The 16,219-nt window shown below is 50.3% G+C and carries 21 protein-coding genes; 3 read left to right on the top strand and 18 right to left on the bottom strand.

Annotation, left to right across the window (positions count from 1 at the left end; genetic code table 11):
• Nucleotides 1–4: 4 nt before the first annotated feature.
• Genes flgH through ASD8599_RS00350 form a run of 8 tightly spaced genes read right to left on the bottom strand, consistent with a single transcriptional unit; the run spans nt 5 to nt 4,041 of the window.
• Entirely contained in the window at nt 5–736 is a 732-nt protein-coding gene (gene flgH / locus ASD8599_RS00385) for a flagellar basal body L-ring protein FlgH (protein WP_108826704.1), read from the bottom strand.
• A 12-nt stretch (nt 737–748) separates the two neighbouring features.
• Nucleotides 749–1,120 (bottom strand): flagellar basal body P-ring formation chaperone FlgA, encoded by a 372-nt coding sequence (gene flgA / locus ASD8599_RS00380; protein ID WP_245925891.1) that lies wholly within the window; start codon nt 1,118–1,120, stop codon nt 749–751.
• 47 nt (nt 1,121–1,167) lie between these two features.
• Nucleotides 1,168–1,953, bottom strand: coding sequence for a flagellar basal-body rod protein FlgG (gene flgG, locus ASD8599_RS00375; RefSeq protein ID WP_108826702.1), 786 nt, complete (start codon nt 1,951–1,953; stop codon nt 1,168–1,170).
• 9 nt (nt 1,954–1,962) lie between these two features.
• A complete protein-coding gene (locus ASD8599_RS00370) occupies nt 1,963–2,679 on the bottom strand; it encodes a flagellar hook-basal body complex protein (RefSeq protein WP_108826701.1) in 717 nt (238 codons plus the stop codon).
• A gap of 1 nt (nt 2,680) precedes the next feature.
• The gene (locus tag ASD8599_RS00365; RefSeq protein WP_108826700.1) at nt 2,681–2,950 is read right to left on the bottom strand and encodes a flagellar biosynthetic protein FliQ; all 270 of its coding nucleotides are present in this window, start codon (nt 2,948–2,950) and stop codon (nt 2,681–2,683) included.
• Entirely contained in the window at nt 2,950–3,237 is a 288-nt protein-coding gene (fliE, locus tag ASD8599_RS00360; protein ID WP_108826699.1) for a flagellar hook-basal body complex protein FliE, read from the bottom strand. The genes ASD8599_RS00365 and fliE overlap by 1 nt, the downstream gene beginning before the upstream one ends.
• A 24-nt stretch (nt 3,238–3,261) precedes the next feature.
• Nucleotides 3,262–3,654, bottom strand: a complete 393-nt coding sequence (gene flgC / locus ASD8599_RS00355) for a flagellar basal body rod protein FlgC (protein ID WP_108826698.1) — start codon at nt 3,652–3,654, stop codon at nt 3,262–3,264.
• On the bottom strand, nt 3,655–4,041 hold the full coding sequence (locus ASD8599_RS00350) for a FlgB family protein (RefSeq protein WP_108829927.1): 387 nt from the start codon (nt 4,039–4,041) through the stop codon (nt 3,655–3,657).
• Between the two features lie 82 nt (nt 4,042–4,123).
• On the opposite strand from ASD8599_RS00350, the gene ASD8599_RS00345 reads away from it, so the two are divergent.
• Nucleotides 4,124–5,476, top strand: coding sequence for a FliI/YscN family ATPase (locus ASD8599_RS00345; protein WP_108826697.1), 1,353 nt, complete (start codon nt 4,124–4,126; stop codon nt 5,474–5,476).
• Between the two features lie 53 nt (nt 5,477–5,529).
• Here the strand turns inward: ASD8599_RS00345 and flbT are convergent, their stop codons facing one another.
• The 5 genes from flbT to ASD8599_RS00320 form a co-directional block, all read right to left on the bottom strand.
• Entirely contained in the window at nt 5,530–5,931 is a 402-nt protein-coding gene (gene flbT, locus ASD8599_RS00340; protein WP_108826696.1) for a flagellar biosynthesis repressor FlbT, read from the bottom strand.
• Nucleotides 5,928–6,305, bottom strand: coding sequence for a flagellar biosynthesis regulator FlaF (gene flaF, locus ASD8599_RS00335; protein ID WP_108826695.1), 378 nt, complete (start codon nt 6,303–6,305; stop codon nt 5,928–5,930). Before flaF ends, flbT begins: the two co-directional genes overlap by 4 nt.
• A 76-nt stretch (nt 6,306–6,381) precedes the next feature.
• On the bottom strand, nt 6,382–7,587 hold the full coding sequence (locus ASD8599_RS00330; RefSeq protein WP_108826694.1) for a flagellin N-terminal helical domain-containing protein: 1,206 nt from the start codon (nt 7,585–7,587) through the stop codon (nt 6,382–6,384).
• Between the two features lie 199 nt (nt 7,588–7,786).
• Complete coding sequence (locus ASD8599_RS00325) at nt 7,787–8,143, bottom strand: flagellar biosynthesis protein FlgN (protein ID WP_108826693.1); 357 nt, start codon at nt 8,141–8,143, stop codon at nt 7,787–7,789.
• Complete coding sequence (locus ASD8599_RS00320) at nt 8,136–8,420, bottom strand: rod-binding protein (protein ID WP_245925889.1); 285 nt, start codon at nt 8,418–8,420, stop codon at nt 8,136–8,138. Before ASD8599_RS00320 ends, ASD8599_RS00325 begins: the two co-directional genes overlap by 8 nt.
• A 116-nt stretch (nt 8,421–8,536) precedes the next feature.
• Between ASD8599_RS00320 and ASD8599_RS00315 the strand changes: the two genes are divergently transcribed.
• Together ASD8599_RS00315 and ASD8599_RS00310 are read left to right on the top strand one after the other, a co-directional pair.
• Nucleotides 8,537–9,925 carry a flagellar hook-length control protein FliK gene (locus ASD8599_RS00315; protein WP_181364370.1) on the top strand — a complete coding sequence of 463 codons (1,389 nt, stop codon included), beginning with the start codon at nt 8,537–8,539 and terminating at the stop codon, nt 9,923–9,925.
• Between the two features lie 9 nt (nt 9,926–9,934).
• Nucleotides 9,935–10,615 (top strand): flagellar hook capping FlgD N-terminal domain-containing protein, encoded by a 681-nt coding sequence (locus ASD8599_RS00310; protein WP_108826690.1) that lies wholly within the window; start codon nt 9,935–9,937, stop codon nt 10,613–10,615.
• On the opposite strand, the gene ASD8599_RS00305 is transcribed toward ASD8599_RS00310, so the two are convergent.
• The 5 genes from ASD8599_RS00305 to ASD8599_RS00285 all read right to left on the bottom strand — a co-directional run bounded on the left by ASD8599_RS00305 (nt 10,612) and on the right by ASD8599_RS00285 (nt 16,184).
• The gene (locus tag ASD8599_RS00305; protein WP_108826689.1) at nt 10,612–11,937 is read right to left on the bottom strand and encodes a UDP-glucose dehydrogenase family protein; all 1,326 of its coding nucleotides are present in this window, start codon (nt 11,935–11,937) and stop codon (nt 10,612–10,614) included. The two genes, ASD8599_RS00310 and ASD8599_RS00305, sit on opposite strands and share 4 nt — an antisense overlap.
• Nucleotides 11,938–12,053: 116 nt before the next feature.
• Entirely contained in the window at nt 12,054–13,379 is a 1,326-nt protein-coding gene (locus tag ASD8599_RS00300) for an NAD(P)/FAD-dependent oxidoreductase (RefSeq protein ID WP_108826688.1), read from the bottom strand.
• Nucleotides 13,376–14,194, bottom strand: coding sequence for an ABC transporter permease (locus ASD8599_RS00295; protein ID WP_108826687.1), 819 nt, complete (start codon nt 14,192–14,194; stop codon nt 13,376–13,378). The genes ASD8599_RS00300 and ASD8599_RS00295 overlap by 4 nt, the downstream gene beginning before the upstream one ends.
• Nucleotides 14,191–15,066: an ABC transporter permease subunit gene (locus ASD8599_RS00290; RefSeq protein ID WP_108826686.1), complete on the bottom strand. Its 876-nt coding sequence runs from the start codon at nt 15,064–15,066 to the stop codon at nt 14,191–14,193. Before ASD8599_RS00290 ends, ASD8599_RS00295 begins: the two co-directional genes overlap by 4 nt.
• The gene (locus tag ASD8599_RS00285; RefSeq protein ID WP_108826685.1) at nt 15,063–16,184 is read right to left on the bottom strand and encodes an ABC transporter ATP-binding protein; all 1,122 of its coding nucleotides are present in this window, start codon (nt 16,182–16,184) and stop codon (nt 15,063–15,065) included. Before ASD8599_RS00285 ends, ASD8599_RS00290 begins: the two co-directional genes overlap by 4 nt.
• Between the last annotated feature and the right edge of the window lie 35 nt (nt 16,185–16,219).

Raw genomic sequence — 16,219 nt, 5'->3', positions numbered from 1 at the left:
TTCCTTAAAATGGGAGAATTCGGTCGAGAATTTGCTGACCAATTCGTGGTTGTTGAACATCTGTAATCTGACCGCGCCCACCGTATGAGACTCTTGCAGAAGCGATTTTATCATAGGTGATTTCATTTTGCCGTGAGATGTCTTCCGGACGCACGTAACCTGTCACCAGAAGCTCACGAAGTTCAAAGTTGACGCGCAATTCTTGTGAGCCCGAGATGGCCAATACACCGTTGGGCAATACGTCTACGATGGTTGCTGCGACACGAAGCGTAAGTTTCTCTTTACGTTTTACGGACCCGTCTCCGGAAGATGTACTGCTTGAGTTAACTGAGACCAATTCGGAGGAAGATGCCCCGTCGGGCAGTTTTTCGTCCAATCGCTGAGGCAGCCCGCCCAATTGTGGGATTCCCAACGTTTCACCGCCGGATCGGGATCTAGCCGTGGCGTTTGATATCTCGGCCTTTTCGTCAATCTCTATCACGACCGTCATAATGTCGCCCCGCTGTACGGCACGTCTGTCACCCAAAAGAGATTGCCTTGTTCCGCTCCAAAGAGATGCTTGATCTTGTGGTCGCTGCGCTTCAAGGCGCACTGGCAAACCTTGTGAGATCATTGCGGAATGTTCCGCGCTGTCCGTTGGTTTGGAAAACGACGGAGCTTTGCCCAGATGATCGCTACCGCCACATGCGCTGATGAGAAAGCCTAGACCGATAAAGCCGATTGTGTGTTTTTGCATTTTAATACCTTCCTAGCGGGATACTTTTATCGTTCCATCAGGTTGAACGTATCCAAAAATGGTTGCACGGGATGAAAGGTTCATAATCCGCACCCTGTCTCCCACTCCACCTCGGTCCAAGGACCGGCCCTCAGTAGAGATTGCCAATTTTGCACCAACATATCGAAGCGAAACGATCTGGTTTCGCTCAACCAGGGCAGGTGGTCCGACGTGGTCGAAGTGAATTGGACGGTTCGGGTAAAGAGCCACACGAGCTTCTTGCCCGACAACGTCAGCGGCATACGAAAAGCTGTCTGCACGATCTCCGGGCAAAACGCCTAAATCCGACGCCACGATCACCGTTCCGGGCCGAATTGTGCGAGTGGTCACTAGGATGTCGGCCATGGCCTGATACCCTGAGAAAATTAGTGCTGTTGCGCAAACCCATTTCATCATCGGATTTGCGTCGTTGCGCCCATCATCTGATCCGCTGCTGAAATGACTTTAGCATTCATTTCATATCCCCTTTGGGCTTCGATCAGTTCGGTGACTTCGCGAACAGCATCTACCGAGCTGTCTTCAAGAAACCCTTGACGCAAGGTCCCCAAGCCGTCGGTTCCCGGGGTCGAGTTGACCGGTGCTCCGGAAGCTTCTGTTTCAGAAAACAGGTTTCCACCTAAAGCTTCCAATCCCTTTGGATTCGAAAACCCGGTTAAGGTAAATTGCCCCAAAAGCTGCGCGGCAGTTGCGTCTGCAAAGTATGCGTAAACTTCACCGTCAGCGTTAATCGAAATGCTGCGTGCGTCTTCAGGAATGACAATATCCGGGGTGACGGGAAAGCCGTCAGATGTCACAATTAGACCGTCACCGGTTCGCTTTAAGCCACCATCACGGGTGTAGGCCGAAGCGCCGGATGGAAGTGTTACTTCCAAATATCCGTTTCCTTCAATCGCAACATCCAAGTCACCGCCGGTAGCAGACAAAGATCCTTGGGCAAGCTGCATTGAAACCGCAGCGGGCCGCACACCTAGACCCAACTGCACGCCGGTTGGAAGAACGGTTCCATCTGACGCGTTTACGGCCCCTGCGCGCGCCATCTGTTCATAGTGCAGGTCAGCAAACTCTGCGCGACGGGCATTGTAGCCGGTCGTGCTCATGTTCGCGAGGTTGTTGGAAATGGTTTCCACACGCATTTGCTGAGCGGCCATTCCGGTTGCGGCAATTTGTAAAGCGCGCATGATTTCTCCTTAAGATTTTGTCAGTGATTCAATGGCTTGACGCACTCGTTCGTCTTCGCTTTCCAAGAAGTTTTGACCCATTTCATATGCCCGCTGGACTTCGATCATCCGGGCCAACTGCGTCAGGGGTTGAACGTTGGATCCTTCCACAAACCCTTGCAGGACGCGGGCGTCTACGGCAGGCTCGAACCCTGCATCGGCCCGAAACATTACGCCGTCCTCGCGCACCATGTCGTTTGGTGCATTGGGTGACACGACACCCAATTGGCCAATCAGCGTGCCGTCTGCACTTAGGGTTCCGTCATTTGATACAGAAATGGATCGCGCGCCAGGGGGTACGAAGACAGGTGCCCCCCCTGCGTCCAAAACTCGAAATCCATCGTATGTAACAAGATCGCCAGCAGCGTTTGGCGAAAACGCACCTGACCGTGTTAGCCGTTCGCCCAAGGGAGTTTCGATCAGGAAATATCCATCCCCCTCAATTGCGAAATCAAAAGTACCGCCACTTGGCGTCAGCGCACCTTGCAGAAAAGACGTTTCCCGAACATTGCCTTGTCCCATCGACAATGATGGGCCGTTCTCAACACCTTGCACGTATTCAGAGAAAATAATGCCTTCCTGCCGAAAACCGGTCGTTGCAGAATTGGCGATATTGTTTGCTATGACTTGCATTTCGCGGGACAGGCCGGACTGTCGAGTTATGATCGTATACCCTGTATTGTCCACTCTAACCTCCTATAATTAAGGGAATTATTCTATCTTGAAAGAAGGCGACCAAAGTTTCGGTCATAAAGCCCATGGACATCCAAAAAACGATGATAATCGCTGCAAGTTTAGGAACGAAAGTTAAGGTCATTTCCTGAATGGAAGTAAGCGCTTGAACCAGGCCGATGGATACACCGGCCAGCAGAGCGACAGTGAGGATTGGAATTGAAACAAGAACTGCAATCCACAACCCTGCTCTCATCGTGTCGTAAAAGATGACTTCGGTAATCATCAGACAGGCATTCTCAAAATTTCTTGATACGCCTCGACGACTTTGTTGCGGACGGTCACTGCTGTTTCTACAGCAAGCTCTGTTTGCGCCAAAGCTTGCACCAGCGCATGCGGGTCGGCGTCACCGATCATTGCTTGCTTAGCGGCTGCTTCGCTGTTTGCGAGTGTTTGTGCAAAATCTATTGCGACCTTGCCTAAACTTGTTTCTGAAACGCCTTTGGGATCGGGTTGAGTAGCAGGTTTCGACGCGGCGTACTTTTGCACAGCTGAAATTAGGTTCATATCCATTCTGGATCTCCTTGATTTAGATAATTATCGACGTAGCAAGTCCATCAAGCCTGAAGACATCTTTCGTGTTTGCTCGAACATTTTCAGATTAGCTTCGTAGCTGCGTTGGGCTTCGCGGGCATCAGCCAGCTCAATAAGCAGATTGACGTTTGATCCGTCAAAATGTCCGGTTTCGTCAGCCAATGGGTGAGATGGATCGTAAATGCGTTCCAGCTCGGTACGATCCAAGTTAACTTTGCCCGTTGAAACGCTTGCGACATCGCTTCGTGTCCCAAATTCTGATTCAAATTGTACGGTTTTGCGCCGATATCCCGGAGTGTCAGCATTTGAAATGTTTTCAGACAAATGGCGTAAACGCATAGCTTGGGCTTTTAGCCCACTGGTTGCCACGGTGAGTGATTTTGAAAAATCGGTCATTTATCGACGTCCCAATGATTTGTGCAGAATGTCCAAGGACGATTTGTATATGGCCAACGCCCTATTGTGTTGGCGCGAAACCTCTGTGGCCTTCAGCATTTCTGTTTCAATGGACACACTATTGCCATCAGGAGAAGCTATAGATTTTTCTTCAAAGGCGTTCAGTGCAATCCCGGAGTGAGTCCCATGCAGGTGTTTGTCGCGAGTCGCTTTTTGCAAGCCAGTCTGGTTTTCACCCGTATATGAGCTTTTAAAGTCGGGCAGATCCATGGACTTAAACCCGGGCGTGTCTGCGTTTGCGACATTCTGTGAAATGATGGCTTGTCTTTGACCAGCATGGCTTGCCATTGCATGCGCAATTTTAAAAACATCCAGATTTTCAAACATCAGGGCTTCTCCCTCGTGAAATTTCAACCAAGGCTTAACCCTGATTCCTTTAGAAACAGTGAGCGAAGTCCGGAGGATTTTCATGAACAACGAAAAAAACGTAAGCGCCCTTCGTGGGCAACTGGCGAAAATCAGCGCTATTAGAACTGTGGGTCGAGTTGACGCAGTCGAAGGGGGCGTAGTTGTCGTCTCGGGATTAGAGGGCGACGCGCGCATCGGCGATCGCGTTACAATCATTCGTCATGACGAAGCCTCTTTGTCAGGAGAGGTCGTTCAGCTGTCTTCGAATCTCGTTACCGTTTTGCCTGACGGGCCTGTGGAAGGCGTGGCGCTTGGCAATAAAGCTATGGTTCACGGCGCCGCCACCATTTCACCTTGCAATGACTGGATTGGCCGCATTATTGACCCGGACGGACGTCCGCTTGATAATTTGCCTTTACCAGAAGGTGGAGTACCGTCGCCACTGAAAGCGTCTCCGCCAGCCGCCGGACAACGGCGTGCTATGGGTGAAAGGCTGGCCACTGGTTTGGCTGTGTTTGATACAATGCTGCCGATCGTCCGTGGTCAGCGCATTGGTCTTTTTGCTGGATCGGGTGTCGGGAAGTCTAGTTTGTTGGGCAGTTTGGCGCAGAACATGGAAGCCGATGTTGTCGTAGTGGCTATGATTGGGGAACGCGGCCGTGAAGTGCGCCATTTTGTCGAGACAGTTTTGGGCTCGGAGGGTTTAGGTCGCTCGGTCATCGTCGCCGCCACGTCAGATCAGTCTCCTTTGTTGAGGCGGCGTTGCGCTTGGTCAGCGATGGCCGTTGCAGAATATTTCCGTGATCAAGGTAAGTCAGTTTTGTTCTTGGCAGATTCAATTACTCGTTTTGCTGAAGCACATAGAGAAGTCGCTGTCGCGGCTGGCGAGGCCCCGGTTTTGCGGGGTTATCCGCCTTCAACAGCACATATGATTATGTCTCTTTGTGAAAGATCTGGAACAGGAGGGCCGGCGCAAGGCGACATTACGGCGGTGTTTAGCGTCTTGGTGGCTGGATCAGACATGGATGAGCCAATCGCAGACATACTACGCGGAGTGTTGGACGGGCACGTGGTTTTAGACAGAGCGATTGCGGAACGAGGGCGGTACCCAGCTGTGGATGTCCTCCGATCTGTGTCTAGGAGCTTACCCGCAGCTGCGACTGATCAAGAAAACAACCTACTAGGACGAACCCGCCGAATTTTGGGAACTTATGCAAAAAATGAAATGATGATAAGTTCCGGCTTGTATGCTCATGGAGCGGATCCGGAGATTGATGCAGCGATACAAGCATGGCCAGATTTGGACGAATTTTTAGCTTCAAGTACTCCAAAAGGGGTAAGGAACGGCTTCGATCAGCTCGGTCTGATTTTGCGTAGAGTCAAGACAATACCTCGGCAGACAACACATGCATGAGTGCACTCGCATTCAATTCATTTGAAAGTAGACTTTCAGTTAGCCGCAGATCATCAATTTCTCGTCGCTAAAAGCCTGTCTTCTCTTGGAATGAGAGTGCGCAGTGCTTTAAGGCATTTGTAGTGATCGCCTTGGACCAAAGCATCAGATGCCATATCCAAGTGCTTCCTGCTGTCTGTGTCCACAAACACTTGGCTTAGTTCTTCGATATGACGCAGCAAAGGTAGGTGAGCGTCATCAGTAGTCGTATCGCCAGTCAAAACCAGTTGTACGGCATAACAAACTCTTCTCACTGGCGTTTTTGCATCTTCTGGATGAATTGCATCCCTAAGCCGAAGTATGTTCGCATCTGGAGTCATAATTGCCAACCGGCTACGGCGATCACCATTCTCAATTACAGCGCCATTTATGAGAATACGCTCTTTTGGGCTCAGTTTTAGAATTAATCCACTCATGTTGAAGTGCCCCCATTTTTAAGCCCTCTGATTACGGCCATGTTTATTTCCAACAACGGCATAACAGACGCTTTTTCTCGCAGAATTTTGGTCGTATGCTGTGCCGTAAACTCTGATAGATAAAAGACGCGAGCCCGTAATTCTTGAGGTAAGCTATTGTCAGCATCGGACACATCGATGGCCAGAGTATTCCAAAGCCGCCGATTGTCATGCAATGCTTCTGCATATTTTGAAAAATCAGTTTTGGCCTTTTGTGCAGTTGCACGTAATCTATGGGTTACTTTTACAATAACATCGTATTCTGCCCTGCGGTCAGTCTGCGTGGTAGCCGCATGTTGGGCATAGCCATTTTTTGCTTTTGAGAATGCGTTCACATTACAGCTTTCAGATTAAGTTGAAGTCATGAGTATAGAAAGCCCGGGGCGCATTTCCGCGCCCCGGATCGTTAACTTAACGGAAGAGAGACAACAAAGTCTGAGGTGCTTGGTTTGCAATCGACAAGGATTGAACACCCAGCTGCTGTTGTGTTTGCAGAGCTTGCAAACGAGCAGACACTTCTTCCATGTCCGCATCTACCATCGCGCCGATGCCTGATTTCAAAGAATCAGACAAGTTCGAGATAAACTCGGATTGGGTAGAGATACGACCTTCCACGGAACCAAATGCGGCTGACGCATCAATTGCTGTATCGATCAAGGTTTCAATTGAGCCCAAAGCAGCGGCTGCCCCACCGCTAGAGGACACGTCAATTGCAGCCAATGCACCCAAACCACCCGCGCCTGCGTTTGTAACCTGTGCGGATACGGAAACAGAATTGGCTTGGTTGTTTGTGATTACGATGTCATTTGCAGCTGTACCAGGATCGTAGTCCACCGCAATGTCTTCTGTACCTGCTTCGATAGCAGACTTCAGGCCAACTGCGACCACAGCTGCAGTATCAGAGGATGCAACGTCTTCAGCTGTCACAGTGTACGAAATTTCACTTTCGCCAAAGCGCATTGAAATTTTGTCACCTGCAACCAATGCTGTGTCATCAATGGATACTGTATCAGACCCGCCTGATGCGTCCAGCGAAACACCAAAACTATCGCCGCCGGCTGCTGCTGTACCAGTCGTTAGAGTAAAGACATCTCGTGCAACGTAAGCACCACTGGATAAATCCTGACCAGTAACGGTGATGGACGAAGATGAGACTGCACCAGATGAATCACGATCAAGTGATGACAAAATGTTTGCTGATGCCGTGTTCCCGTCAACCAGGTTCAATCCGTTGAACTGTGCCGCGGATACAACTGAAGCGATCTGCTCTTTCAGGGCTGTGACGTCATCGTTGATTTTGCCACGGTCAACATTGTCTTCTTGAGCAGCAACAATTTTGCCTTTCATTTCCGTCAGCAAATCAGTGATTGATTCCGATGCGTTCCGCGCAACGGAAACAGACGCTTCGCCTAGTGACAGACTATCAGAAATGGCTTTGAATCCTTTTACATCGGACTCCATCACCTTCGAAATGGCCCACACCGCAGAGTTGTCTTTGGCAGTAGCAACAGATTTACCAGTTGAGATTTCGTTGGAGGTCATTGCCAGGTTTTTGTTGATCCCTTTGAGGGTTTGCAACGCAACCATGGCACTGTTGTTTGTAAGAATGCTCGACATTTGCACTTTCCTTCTTGTGACGCTTTACGTCTGTTTGATTCCGACCTGTATGGTTCGGACAGGATGTCATTCTGACAGCTGCATTATCCATTTTTGGAAATGCGCCACTCGTCATGAGTGCAATCCAAACATGCGCCAAAAAGTGCTAACGGTTTGCTAAGTTCTCCGGCTCCAATTCATCACATTTTATTCAATCGCTTCAGGCTCGTTTTTCGACAGATCTGCTTGTTTGCAAATCAATTGTATTTTTTCTGCCCTGCGCATCGTAGGTGTCCAGCGATCCGCGTATGCGTCGCATCGTTGCCAAACGGCGCGCAACTGTTCGAATTCCTTCAAGTGCCGAATTTAACAAGTCTTGGTTACGCTTGACCTTATCATTCAACTTTTCCAGTTCGGCGCGATCAATTTCCTCTTGTGCATTAAGTGTTTCAATTAAAACTTCTTTCTCTTTCAGTAGAGAAGATATTAATTCAAGGTCTCCATCCAATAACGCTCTACGCTCGTCGTCCAGAATACTATCCAGTGCGCTAATTGTGTTTTGTAAAAGATCATCCATTCGCGTGGCGCTCCTTTAATGAGTTGTAAATTGATTCAGCCAAGCCAATCCCACCAGAACTAACCATTGCTTTGGCATGTTGTTGGACTAGAAAAGAAGAAAACTGATCTTCGCCAGCACCGCCACCGAAGCTTTCTCGTGATTCGCCAAGACCGGCTGCCTTTAACATCTCGCCTAAAAAAGTTGCTTCTAAATTCTCCGCCGCTTGACGTAACGCTTTGTCATCCTTTGGCGTTAGAGCTTTCGTTGCTTGGGCACTCTGTGTGATTTCTATCATGTGCATGTCTCTTCAATTGAAAATACTTTTCAGACAATGCAGGCAAACCAGTAAAGAACTAGTAACTATACATGTACATAGTAAGCGTATCGAAGAAGAATTCTTGGAGCGTTCGGGTGCACCCATTACAATCTACAATTTTAAATACTGTCACCGCTGGTGTAAAATCTACAACTGAAAACAGTATCGAGACTGAAGGTGAAAATAGGTTTGAAGATGTGCTGCTAGCCGCGGAACGTGAGCCGGAAGCTGATGTATCTGATAGAATGGACGAAGACCCTGACGAGGTGTCAGTGCATGCTACAGATATTGCGCGGGACGCTGATACCAAACTGGAAAAACCTTCGACTGCGACCGAAAATACCCTTCAGGGCTCAGGTGAGGTTCAAGGCAAAACGGTGCTTCTGGAAGACACCACAAAAGATGTGCCAAAAGTGGTTGTGACTGTTCGGGGTTCAGAGAAACCTGAAGAGCAAGTCATCCCTTTTAGCCCAAAGAACTTGAAAAATTCGATTCAACAAAGCGTACCTGAAGAACATACCGTAGTTGAACTCACTGATGCTGATTCTGCCTCTTTGGGGTTTGAGAAAAGAATAGTCAGCTCCTCTGTCCGGACGCCTCTGGAGCAAATGATGGTGTTGCCTCCTGTAAGGCAACCGTCGGATATGGCCGCAGAGTCTGTGACGGATACAGCCACCGAAATTATTAAAAAAGGTGAAGCGGAGATTGGGGTTAAAGGATCTTTGTTTGATACGGCAAACGCTCAAAGACTTGAGCATGATCTGTTGAAAAGTGGGCGTGGATCCGCGACGCTGGTGGTGACCAAGAGTGATATTGCAACTGAAGAAAACCAACATGACGCCACTGATTTTGACGTTCGGATCACCAAACAAAATCAACCTGAGACCATGACACCAAAGGTCTTGTCCCATCCAGTTCAGTCCATATTGCACGCTCAAATGCCGGAAAACTTGCGAAACGCGAACTCCGCAACAGCACAAATTGCTGACGTTCTGGAGGTGGGTTTAGCGTCAATTGACGCCTCCGCGGAAACCAAATCAACACCAGCACCAATTTTGCCAGCTGCGCCGCGACTGGATCATCAGGTTGCTGTAGCAAAGCAATTGATTGAAGCGGTAAAAAGCGCACAAGCTGCGGACAAAGTTATAGAAGTTGCTTTGAACCCTGCGGAATTGGGTAAAGTTCGTATGATGTTAACCCCCGCTGAAGCCGGAATTTCGGTAAATATCTTAGCTGATCGTTCTGAAACTCTTGATTTGCTGCGCAAGCACATCAGTGATCTGGAACAGTCTTTCATGGACATGGGGTATGACGACATCAACTTCTCATTTGGGCAAAAATCATCAGAACAATCACATTCTGGCTCAATTTTTGATGGTGACCCAGAAAGCGTGACCGCCCAGGTAGCCCAGTCAACTATTGTAAATAGTGCTTCTGAAAACACGTTGGCCTATGCGTCCAACGGTATTGATATTCGTGTGTAAGGACAAAAAATGACCCCGATTTCCCAGACCAGTACGTTTGCAAATAGTATTGCAATGCAAACAGGACAGCAGCAAGCACCCGCAGAGGCAGGGTCTGTTCTGTCCTCTGATTTCGAAACATTTTTACAGATGTTAACGGCGCAGGCAAAGTATCAGGACCCTTTGGAGCCAATTGATTCATCTGAATACGCGGCTCAATTGGCTCAATTTTCGATGGTTGAACAGCAAGTGAAGGCAAATGAACTGTTGTCTGCGCTGGGAACCCAAATTGGGGCGGGGAATATGGCCGAGATGGGAGGCTGGATCGGTATGGAAGTCCGTAGCGCGGCGCCTGCTCAATTCAGCGGGTCTCCGATTACATTGGCGCCAAATCCACCTGCGGCAGCTGATGAGGTTTTTCTTGTTGTGAAGGATTCAAACGGCGCTGAAGTGCAGCGAATGACTGTACCAAATAGCGCAGATCCGATTGAATGGGCTGGCGTGGGCGATAATCAAACACCGTTTGATGACGGCGTTTACAGCTTCGAGCTTGAAGCATATGCGAATGATTCACTGATCGGTTCCACTGCCGTTGAAAGCTATGCAAGAATCACTGAAGTGCGCAGCGAAGGCGGCGCGACTATGCTTGTACTGCAGGGGGGTGTTTTGGTGTTCCCTGGCGAAGTAACCGCAATTCGGGAAGATGCTTAACTTGAGATGCCGTAGTCTGCCCGCCCGATAGACGTGTATGCAACGAAGCCGGCGCGCTTGGCGTCCTTTTCCGAATAGATGTTTCGCAAATCGGCTAAAGCTGGTCGCGCCATACGGTTTGCGACGCGTTTCAAGTTTAGGGCGCGAAATTCATTCCATTCGGTCATAATGACTGTCGCGTCGGCGTTTTGTACGGCTTTGTACGCATCGTCCAGCCAGTTGACACCAGGCAGTAGGTCTTCGCCTTCCCGTTGTCCCTGTGGGTCCACAACCCTAACTTTGGCACCGGCACCTACAAGGGCTGGAACAATTGTTAAGGCCGGAGCATCCCGCATGTCATCAGTGTTGGGTTTAAACGTCACGCCAAGGATCGCGATCGTTTTTCCATTAACAGAACCTTCGCAAATATCGACGATCTTGTCGATCATACGCCGTTTGACCTCATCGTTTACCTTAATGACGGCTTCGGTAATTTGCATAGGCATGGAATGGTCCTGCCCCATGCGTGCCAAAGCCTGAGTATCTTTTGGAAAGCAACTGCCGCCATAGCCGGGACCTGCGTGCAAAAATTTATTCCCGATACGCCCGTCTAGCCCCATGCCTTTAGACACCATTTTCACGTCTGCCCCTGTGCGTTCACACAGGGCGGCAATTTCGTTGATAAAGGTGATTTTGGTAGCCAAAAATGCGTTGGCGGCGTATTTTATCATCTCTGCGCTTTCCAGATCGGTGGTCATGATTGGAAAATCTCGCAGGTAGAGCGGTCTGTAGACTTCCGCCATGACGTCAGCCGCGCGGTCGTTTTGAACCCCAACGACAACCCTGTCTGGGCGCATGAAATCATCGATGGCAGCACCTTCGCGTAAGAACTCAGGGTTTGATGCGACGTCATATTCGGCATCTGGATTGGCTTTGCTGACGACATGTTTTACTTGCCGGTTTGTTCCAACCGGAACAGTCGATTTGGTTACGATGACGGCGTATCCTGTCAACGCCGTGGCAATTTCTTCGGCAGCAGCCATGACATACGTTAAGTCCGCGTGCCCGTCGCCGCGTCGGGTTGGCGTGCCAACAGCGATAAAAATTGCCTCGGCCCCGTCAACGGCCTTTGCCAGGTCCCCCGAAAACGACAGCCGTCCCGCCGCAACATTTTTTGCCATCAATGCATCGAGACCGGGTTCATAAATTGGAACTTTGCCAGCTTCTAGCATCTCGATCTTTGCGGGATCCTTGTCGACACATACGACATCATGCCCAAAGTCTGAAAAACATACACCGGATACCAATCCGACATACCCGGTGCCAATCATTGCGATCTTCATCTGCTCACCTCTTTACGCGGTTTGGGTGCTGGAATGGGCCACGGCACCGCATGTGTCAATATTGGAGGGCCCGTTCGTCAGTTTTGAACGTGCGAAGGGTCCATTCAGGCACAGCCTCAAAAATCGAGTATGGCCAACCCGGCATAAACAGCGGGCATTATCACGCGCCTTGCTGCGCCAAACGGGAACTGTGCGGGGGGATCTGACATTGCCAAAGGACGTGATACTGCGTCATCGTTCATGACCAATTGACTTAGTAGTTTGCCCACATAGCTGCCCATGGCCACGCCGTTCCCGTGAAAACTAAGGCCTGCGAACATGTTCTCCGCATCTGGAACTTGTCCAACAAACGGCAACTGACTGCGGGCAACCGAGACCATGCCTGACCAATTGTGGGTTATGTCGACCTGCGACCAAGCTGGGAACATTTTCCGAAAATCTCGAAGTGCGGCTTGCATTGAACGCAAGTCGGATCGCGCAGAAGCTGTTAATCCGCCGCGCATTCCAAACAAAAACCGTCCATCCGGCAATAGCCTGAAATAATGCAGTAAATTGCGCGTATCGAAGGCCATCTGAGCGCTTGTCCAGCCCTGTTCGGCTTGTTCCTGGTCGGAAATTGGGCGCGTGACGATCACGTTTGACTGCGTGGGCATGTATCTTCCCGCAAGCCAGTCCGGCACTGTTTCGCTTGAATATCCGTTGGTCGCGACAATGACTTTATCGGCTTTCAGTTGGAAATTCCCAACATCCAATACCCACATATTGGCTGTGCGTTCTACTTTGACGACATCAGCATTTTCAAAAATGCGGGCGCCTGCGTCACGCGCAACTGTAGCGAGCCCCAAAAGATATTTCCGAGGGTTCAAAGCAAAGCCGATTGGCGTTGTCATTGCGCCGAAGAATGGACCGGATAGGCCTTGGGCAGCCATGTCATCTTGCGAAGTATACTGCGGTACAACGCCATAGTTTTCTTCGATCTGCTCTGCAGATGCCAGCAGGTGGTTCATGTCTTTTGCGCGGTGTGCGAGCGCTGTTTCCCCGTTTGAATGGCGATCAACATCCAAACCCAAAGTTTGGATCAAATCATCGACATATGATACGGCCCGTTTTTCGGTTGCCCGATAATGCAGGCGATCTTGCTTGCCGAACCGTAAATCCAAGAGCGCATCGCTTGCGGTTCCACCGCCCAAGCAGCAGAAACCGCCATTGCGCCCCGATGCGCCCCAACCGATTTCGTTCGCATCCAGCACAACAACGTCCTTGCCCGCTTTTGCCAGATGGTAGGCTGCGTTCAATCCGGTAAATCCACCGCCGATGATTGCGATACTCGCGGTATCATCTGCAGCCAACGATGAAAATTGCGGTATGAGGCAGGTTTCATCCCACCAGCAGTGTGCCTTGGGTTCAGGGCCGTATGCGTAGCTTGGAAAAATGTGCCTCATGTGATGCGGGCTGCGGACTGTTCTTCTTGCTGCATGCGAATGGTTTGGCGCTTTGATGCCAGCGATGCGGTGATCACTCCGACCGATACCAACGCAATCAGGATTGAACTAAGCGCATTGATTTCCGGACTGACGCCCAATCTAACAGATGACCAAATTTTCATGGGCAATGTGGTCGCAGATGGGCCTGAAACGAATTGCGCAATAACCAAATCGTCCAGCGATAAGGTAAAGGCCAACAACCAACCTGCGACCACTGCGGGCGCAATGATGGGCAAAGTTACCAGCCGAAACGCAGCGAAGGGTGTGGCTCCAAGATCTAGGGCGGCTTCTTCCAAAGAACGGTCAAATGACATCAGGCGTGATGAGACAACAACTGACACAAAACACATCGAAAATGTGGTATGCGCCAAAACGATTGTCATCGTGCCGCGATCCAGACCGATGCTGATAAACAACAAAAGCAGCGACAAACCTGTGATCACCTCGGGCATGACCAAGGGCGCATAGATCATGCCGGAAAACAGTGTTCGCCCGAAAAACCGACCGCCGCGCACTAAGGTGTAGGCGGCCATTGTGCCAAGGATTGTGGCGCAAGTCGACGACACGACGGCCACCTTCAAGGTGACCCAAGCTGCGTCCAGAAAGGCCTCGTTTTGAAACAGTTCGCCGTACCATTTTGTGGAAAACCCGGCCCAAACCGTCACAAGCTTTGACTTGTTGAAGCTGTAGATCACAAGGATCAGCATCGGCAGGTATAAAAACGCAAAACCCAGGGTGAGGGAAACGACATTGAATGGGCTCAGACGGTTCATTGATCCGCCTCCGCTTGGCGTTGCTCATTGCGTTGAAAAAGCACGATGGGAATGATCAAAATCAGCAACAAGATTACGGCTACAGCTGATGCGACAGGCCAATCGCGGTTCGAGAAGAACTCTTCAAACAGCACCTTCCCGATCATCAAAGTACCTGAACCGCCCAGCAACGATGGAATAACAAATTCGCCCAACGCCGGAATAAAGACCAGAAAACACCCTGCGATGATCCCGTTTTTCGACAATGGAATTGTGACCAACCAAAAGGCCTGCAGGCGTGAGCAGCCTAAATCTTCGGCCGCTTCAATCAAGGAACCATCCAGCCGTTCCAAAGCCGCGTAGATGGGAAGGATCATGAAGGGGACATAGGTGTAAACGATGCCGATGTAGACGGCGGTGTTGGTGTTCAAGACCACCAAGGGTTCCGAAATTATGCCAATTCCCATCAAGAATTGGTTCAGGAACCCTTCTGTGCTTAGAATGCCGATCCACGCATAGACCCGTATTAAAAAGCTCGTCCAGAAGGGTAAAATCACCAACATCATCAAAGTTGCCCGCCATTCCTGCGGAGCGCGCGCCATGGCGTAAGCGATTGGATAACCCACGATCAGCGTTAGAAACGTAGAGATTAACGCAATGCGGGCGGAGCTTAGGTAGGCTTTCCAGTACAGATCATCCGTGGTCAAGAAGGTGAAGTTTTCGATGTCCAGCTGCGACAGCAAACCCCATAAACCGTCTTTTATCGTGGGGGAGTACGGTGGAATAGCCAGCACAGAATCCGACAGCGAGATTTTGAACACCATTACAAATGGCACCAAAAACAACGCCAAAAGCCAAACATAAGGCACTGTTATTAAAAACGTGCGCCTCATTTGTCCAAAAGCACTCCGGCTGTTGCTGTCCACGACACCCAAACCGGATCTTCCCATGTGAAACTGCGGCGCGACACGCGTCGTGTGTTTGCAGTTTGCGCTTTGATCGTTTGGCCGGTGGCAAGTTCGACGTAATACGTCGACAGGTTCCCGAGATAAGCGATATCCAGCACTTTGCCTTGAACCGCATTGTCCGCCTCGGGTTTGTCTGCAGTGATTGAAATCTTTTCCGGGCGGATCGCAAGATGGCACGTTTGGCCATCGGAAAAGGGCATGGCGCTGGTGGCAGTTGCGGGTGTGCTGCCCCCCCAATCAACGCGGTACATTTCGCGGCCATAGGCAGATGCTGTGCCACTTAGAATGTTCACGTCCCCGATGAAATCGGCAACATAGACAGAATTCGGCCCCTCGTAGATGCGTTCGGGTGTGGCCACTTGAATGATGCGCCCTTCGTCCATGACCGCGACGCGCGACGCGACTGTCATGGCCTCTTCCTGATCGTGGGTCACGATGACAAACGTCGTGCCGGTCTTTTCCTGAATGTCCATCAATTCAAACTGCGTGTCCTGACGCAGTTTTTTGTCCAAAGCGCCAAGTGGCTCGTCCAGCAACAGCAGCTTTGGGGCTTTTGCCAAAGATCGTGCCAGCGCCACCCGTTGACGTTGACCGCCAGAAATCTGATGGGGTTTGCGCCGTGCAAACTTTTCCAGACGTGTCAGTTTCAGCATTTCATCCACACGGGTGGCGATTGCATCTTTGCCCAGATTGTCGCGCTTCAATCCAAAAGCGATATTGTCCCAGATCGATAGGTGCGGAAACAACGCATAGCTTTGAAACATCATGTTCACGGCGCGTTTGTTTGGCGGCACGCCGGCGATGTCCTTGCCGGCAAGCCCTATGACGCCGCTTGTTGGGTTCTCGAACCCGGCCAGCATCCGCATCATTGTGGTTTTGCCACAACCCGACGGGCCAAGCAGTGCAAAGAATTCTTTTTCGAAAATATCTAGCGTCAGATCGTCGATGGCGGTGAAATCGCCAAAGCGTTTTGTGACGTTGCTGAAGGTGATCAACGGCTTTTCGCTCGGATCATCCCAAGGGGCAAAAACGGTCTCGGCCAAAGGTATCCCCTATGTCATGGTTTAGGGCGCGACCT

The sequence above is a fragment of the Ascidiaceihabitans donghaensis genome (assembly GCF_900302465.1).
Classification (GTDB): Bacteria; Pseudomonadota; Alphaproteobacteria; order Rhodobacterales; family Rhodobacteraceae; genus Ascidiaceihabitans; species Ascidiaceihabitans donghaensis.
Note: the sequence above shows the minus strand (reverse complement) of the source record. Positions and strands in the feature narration are given on the sequence as shown.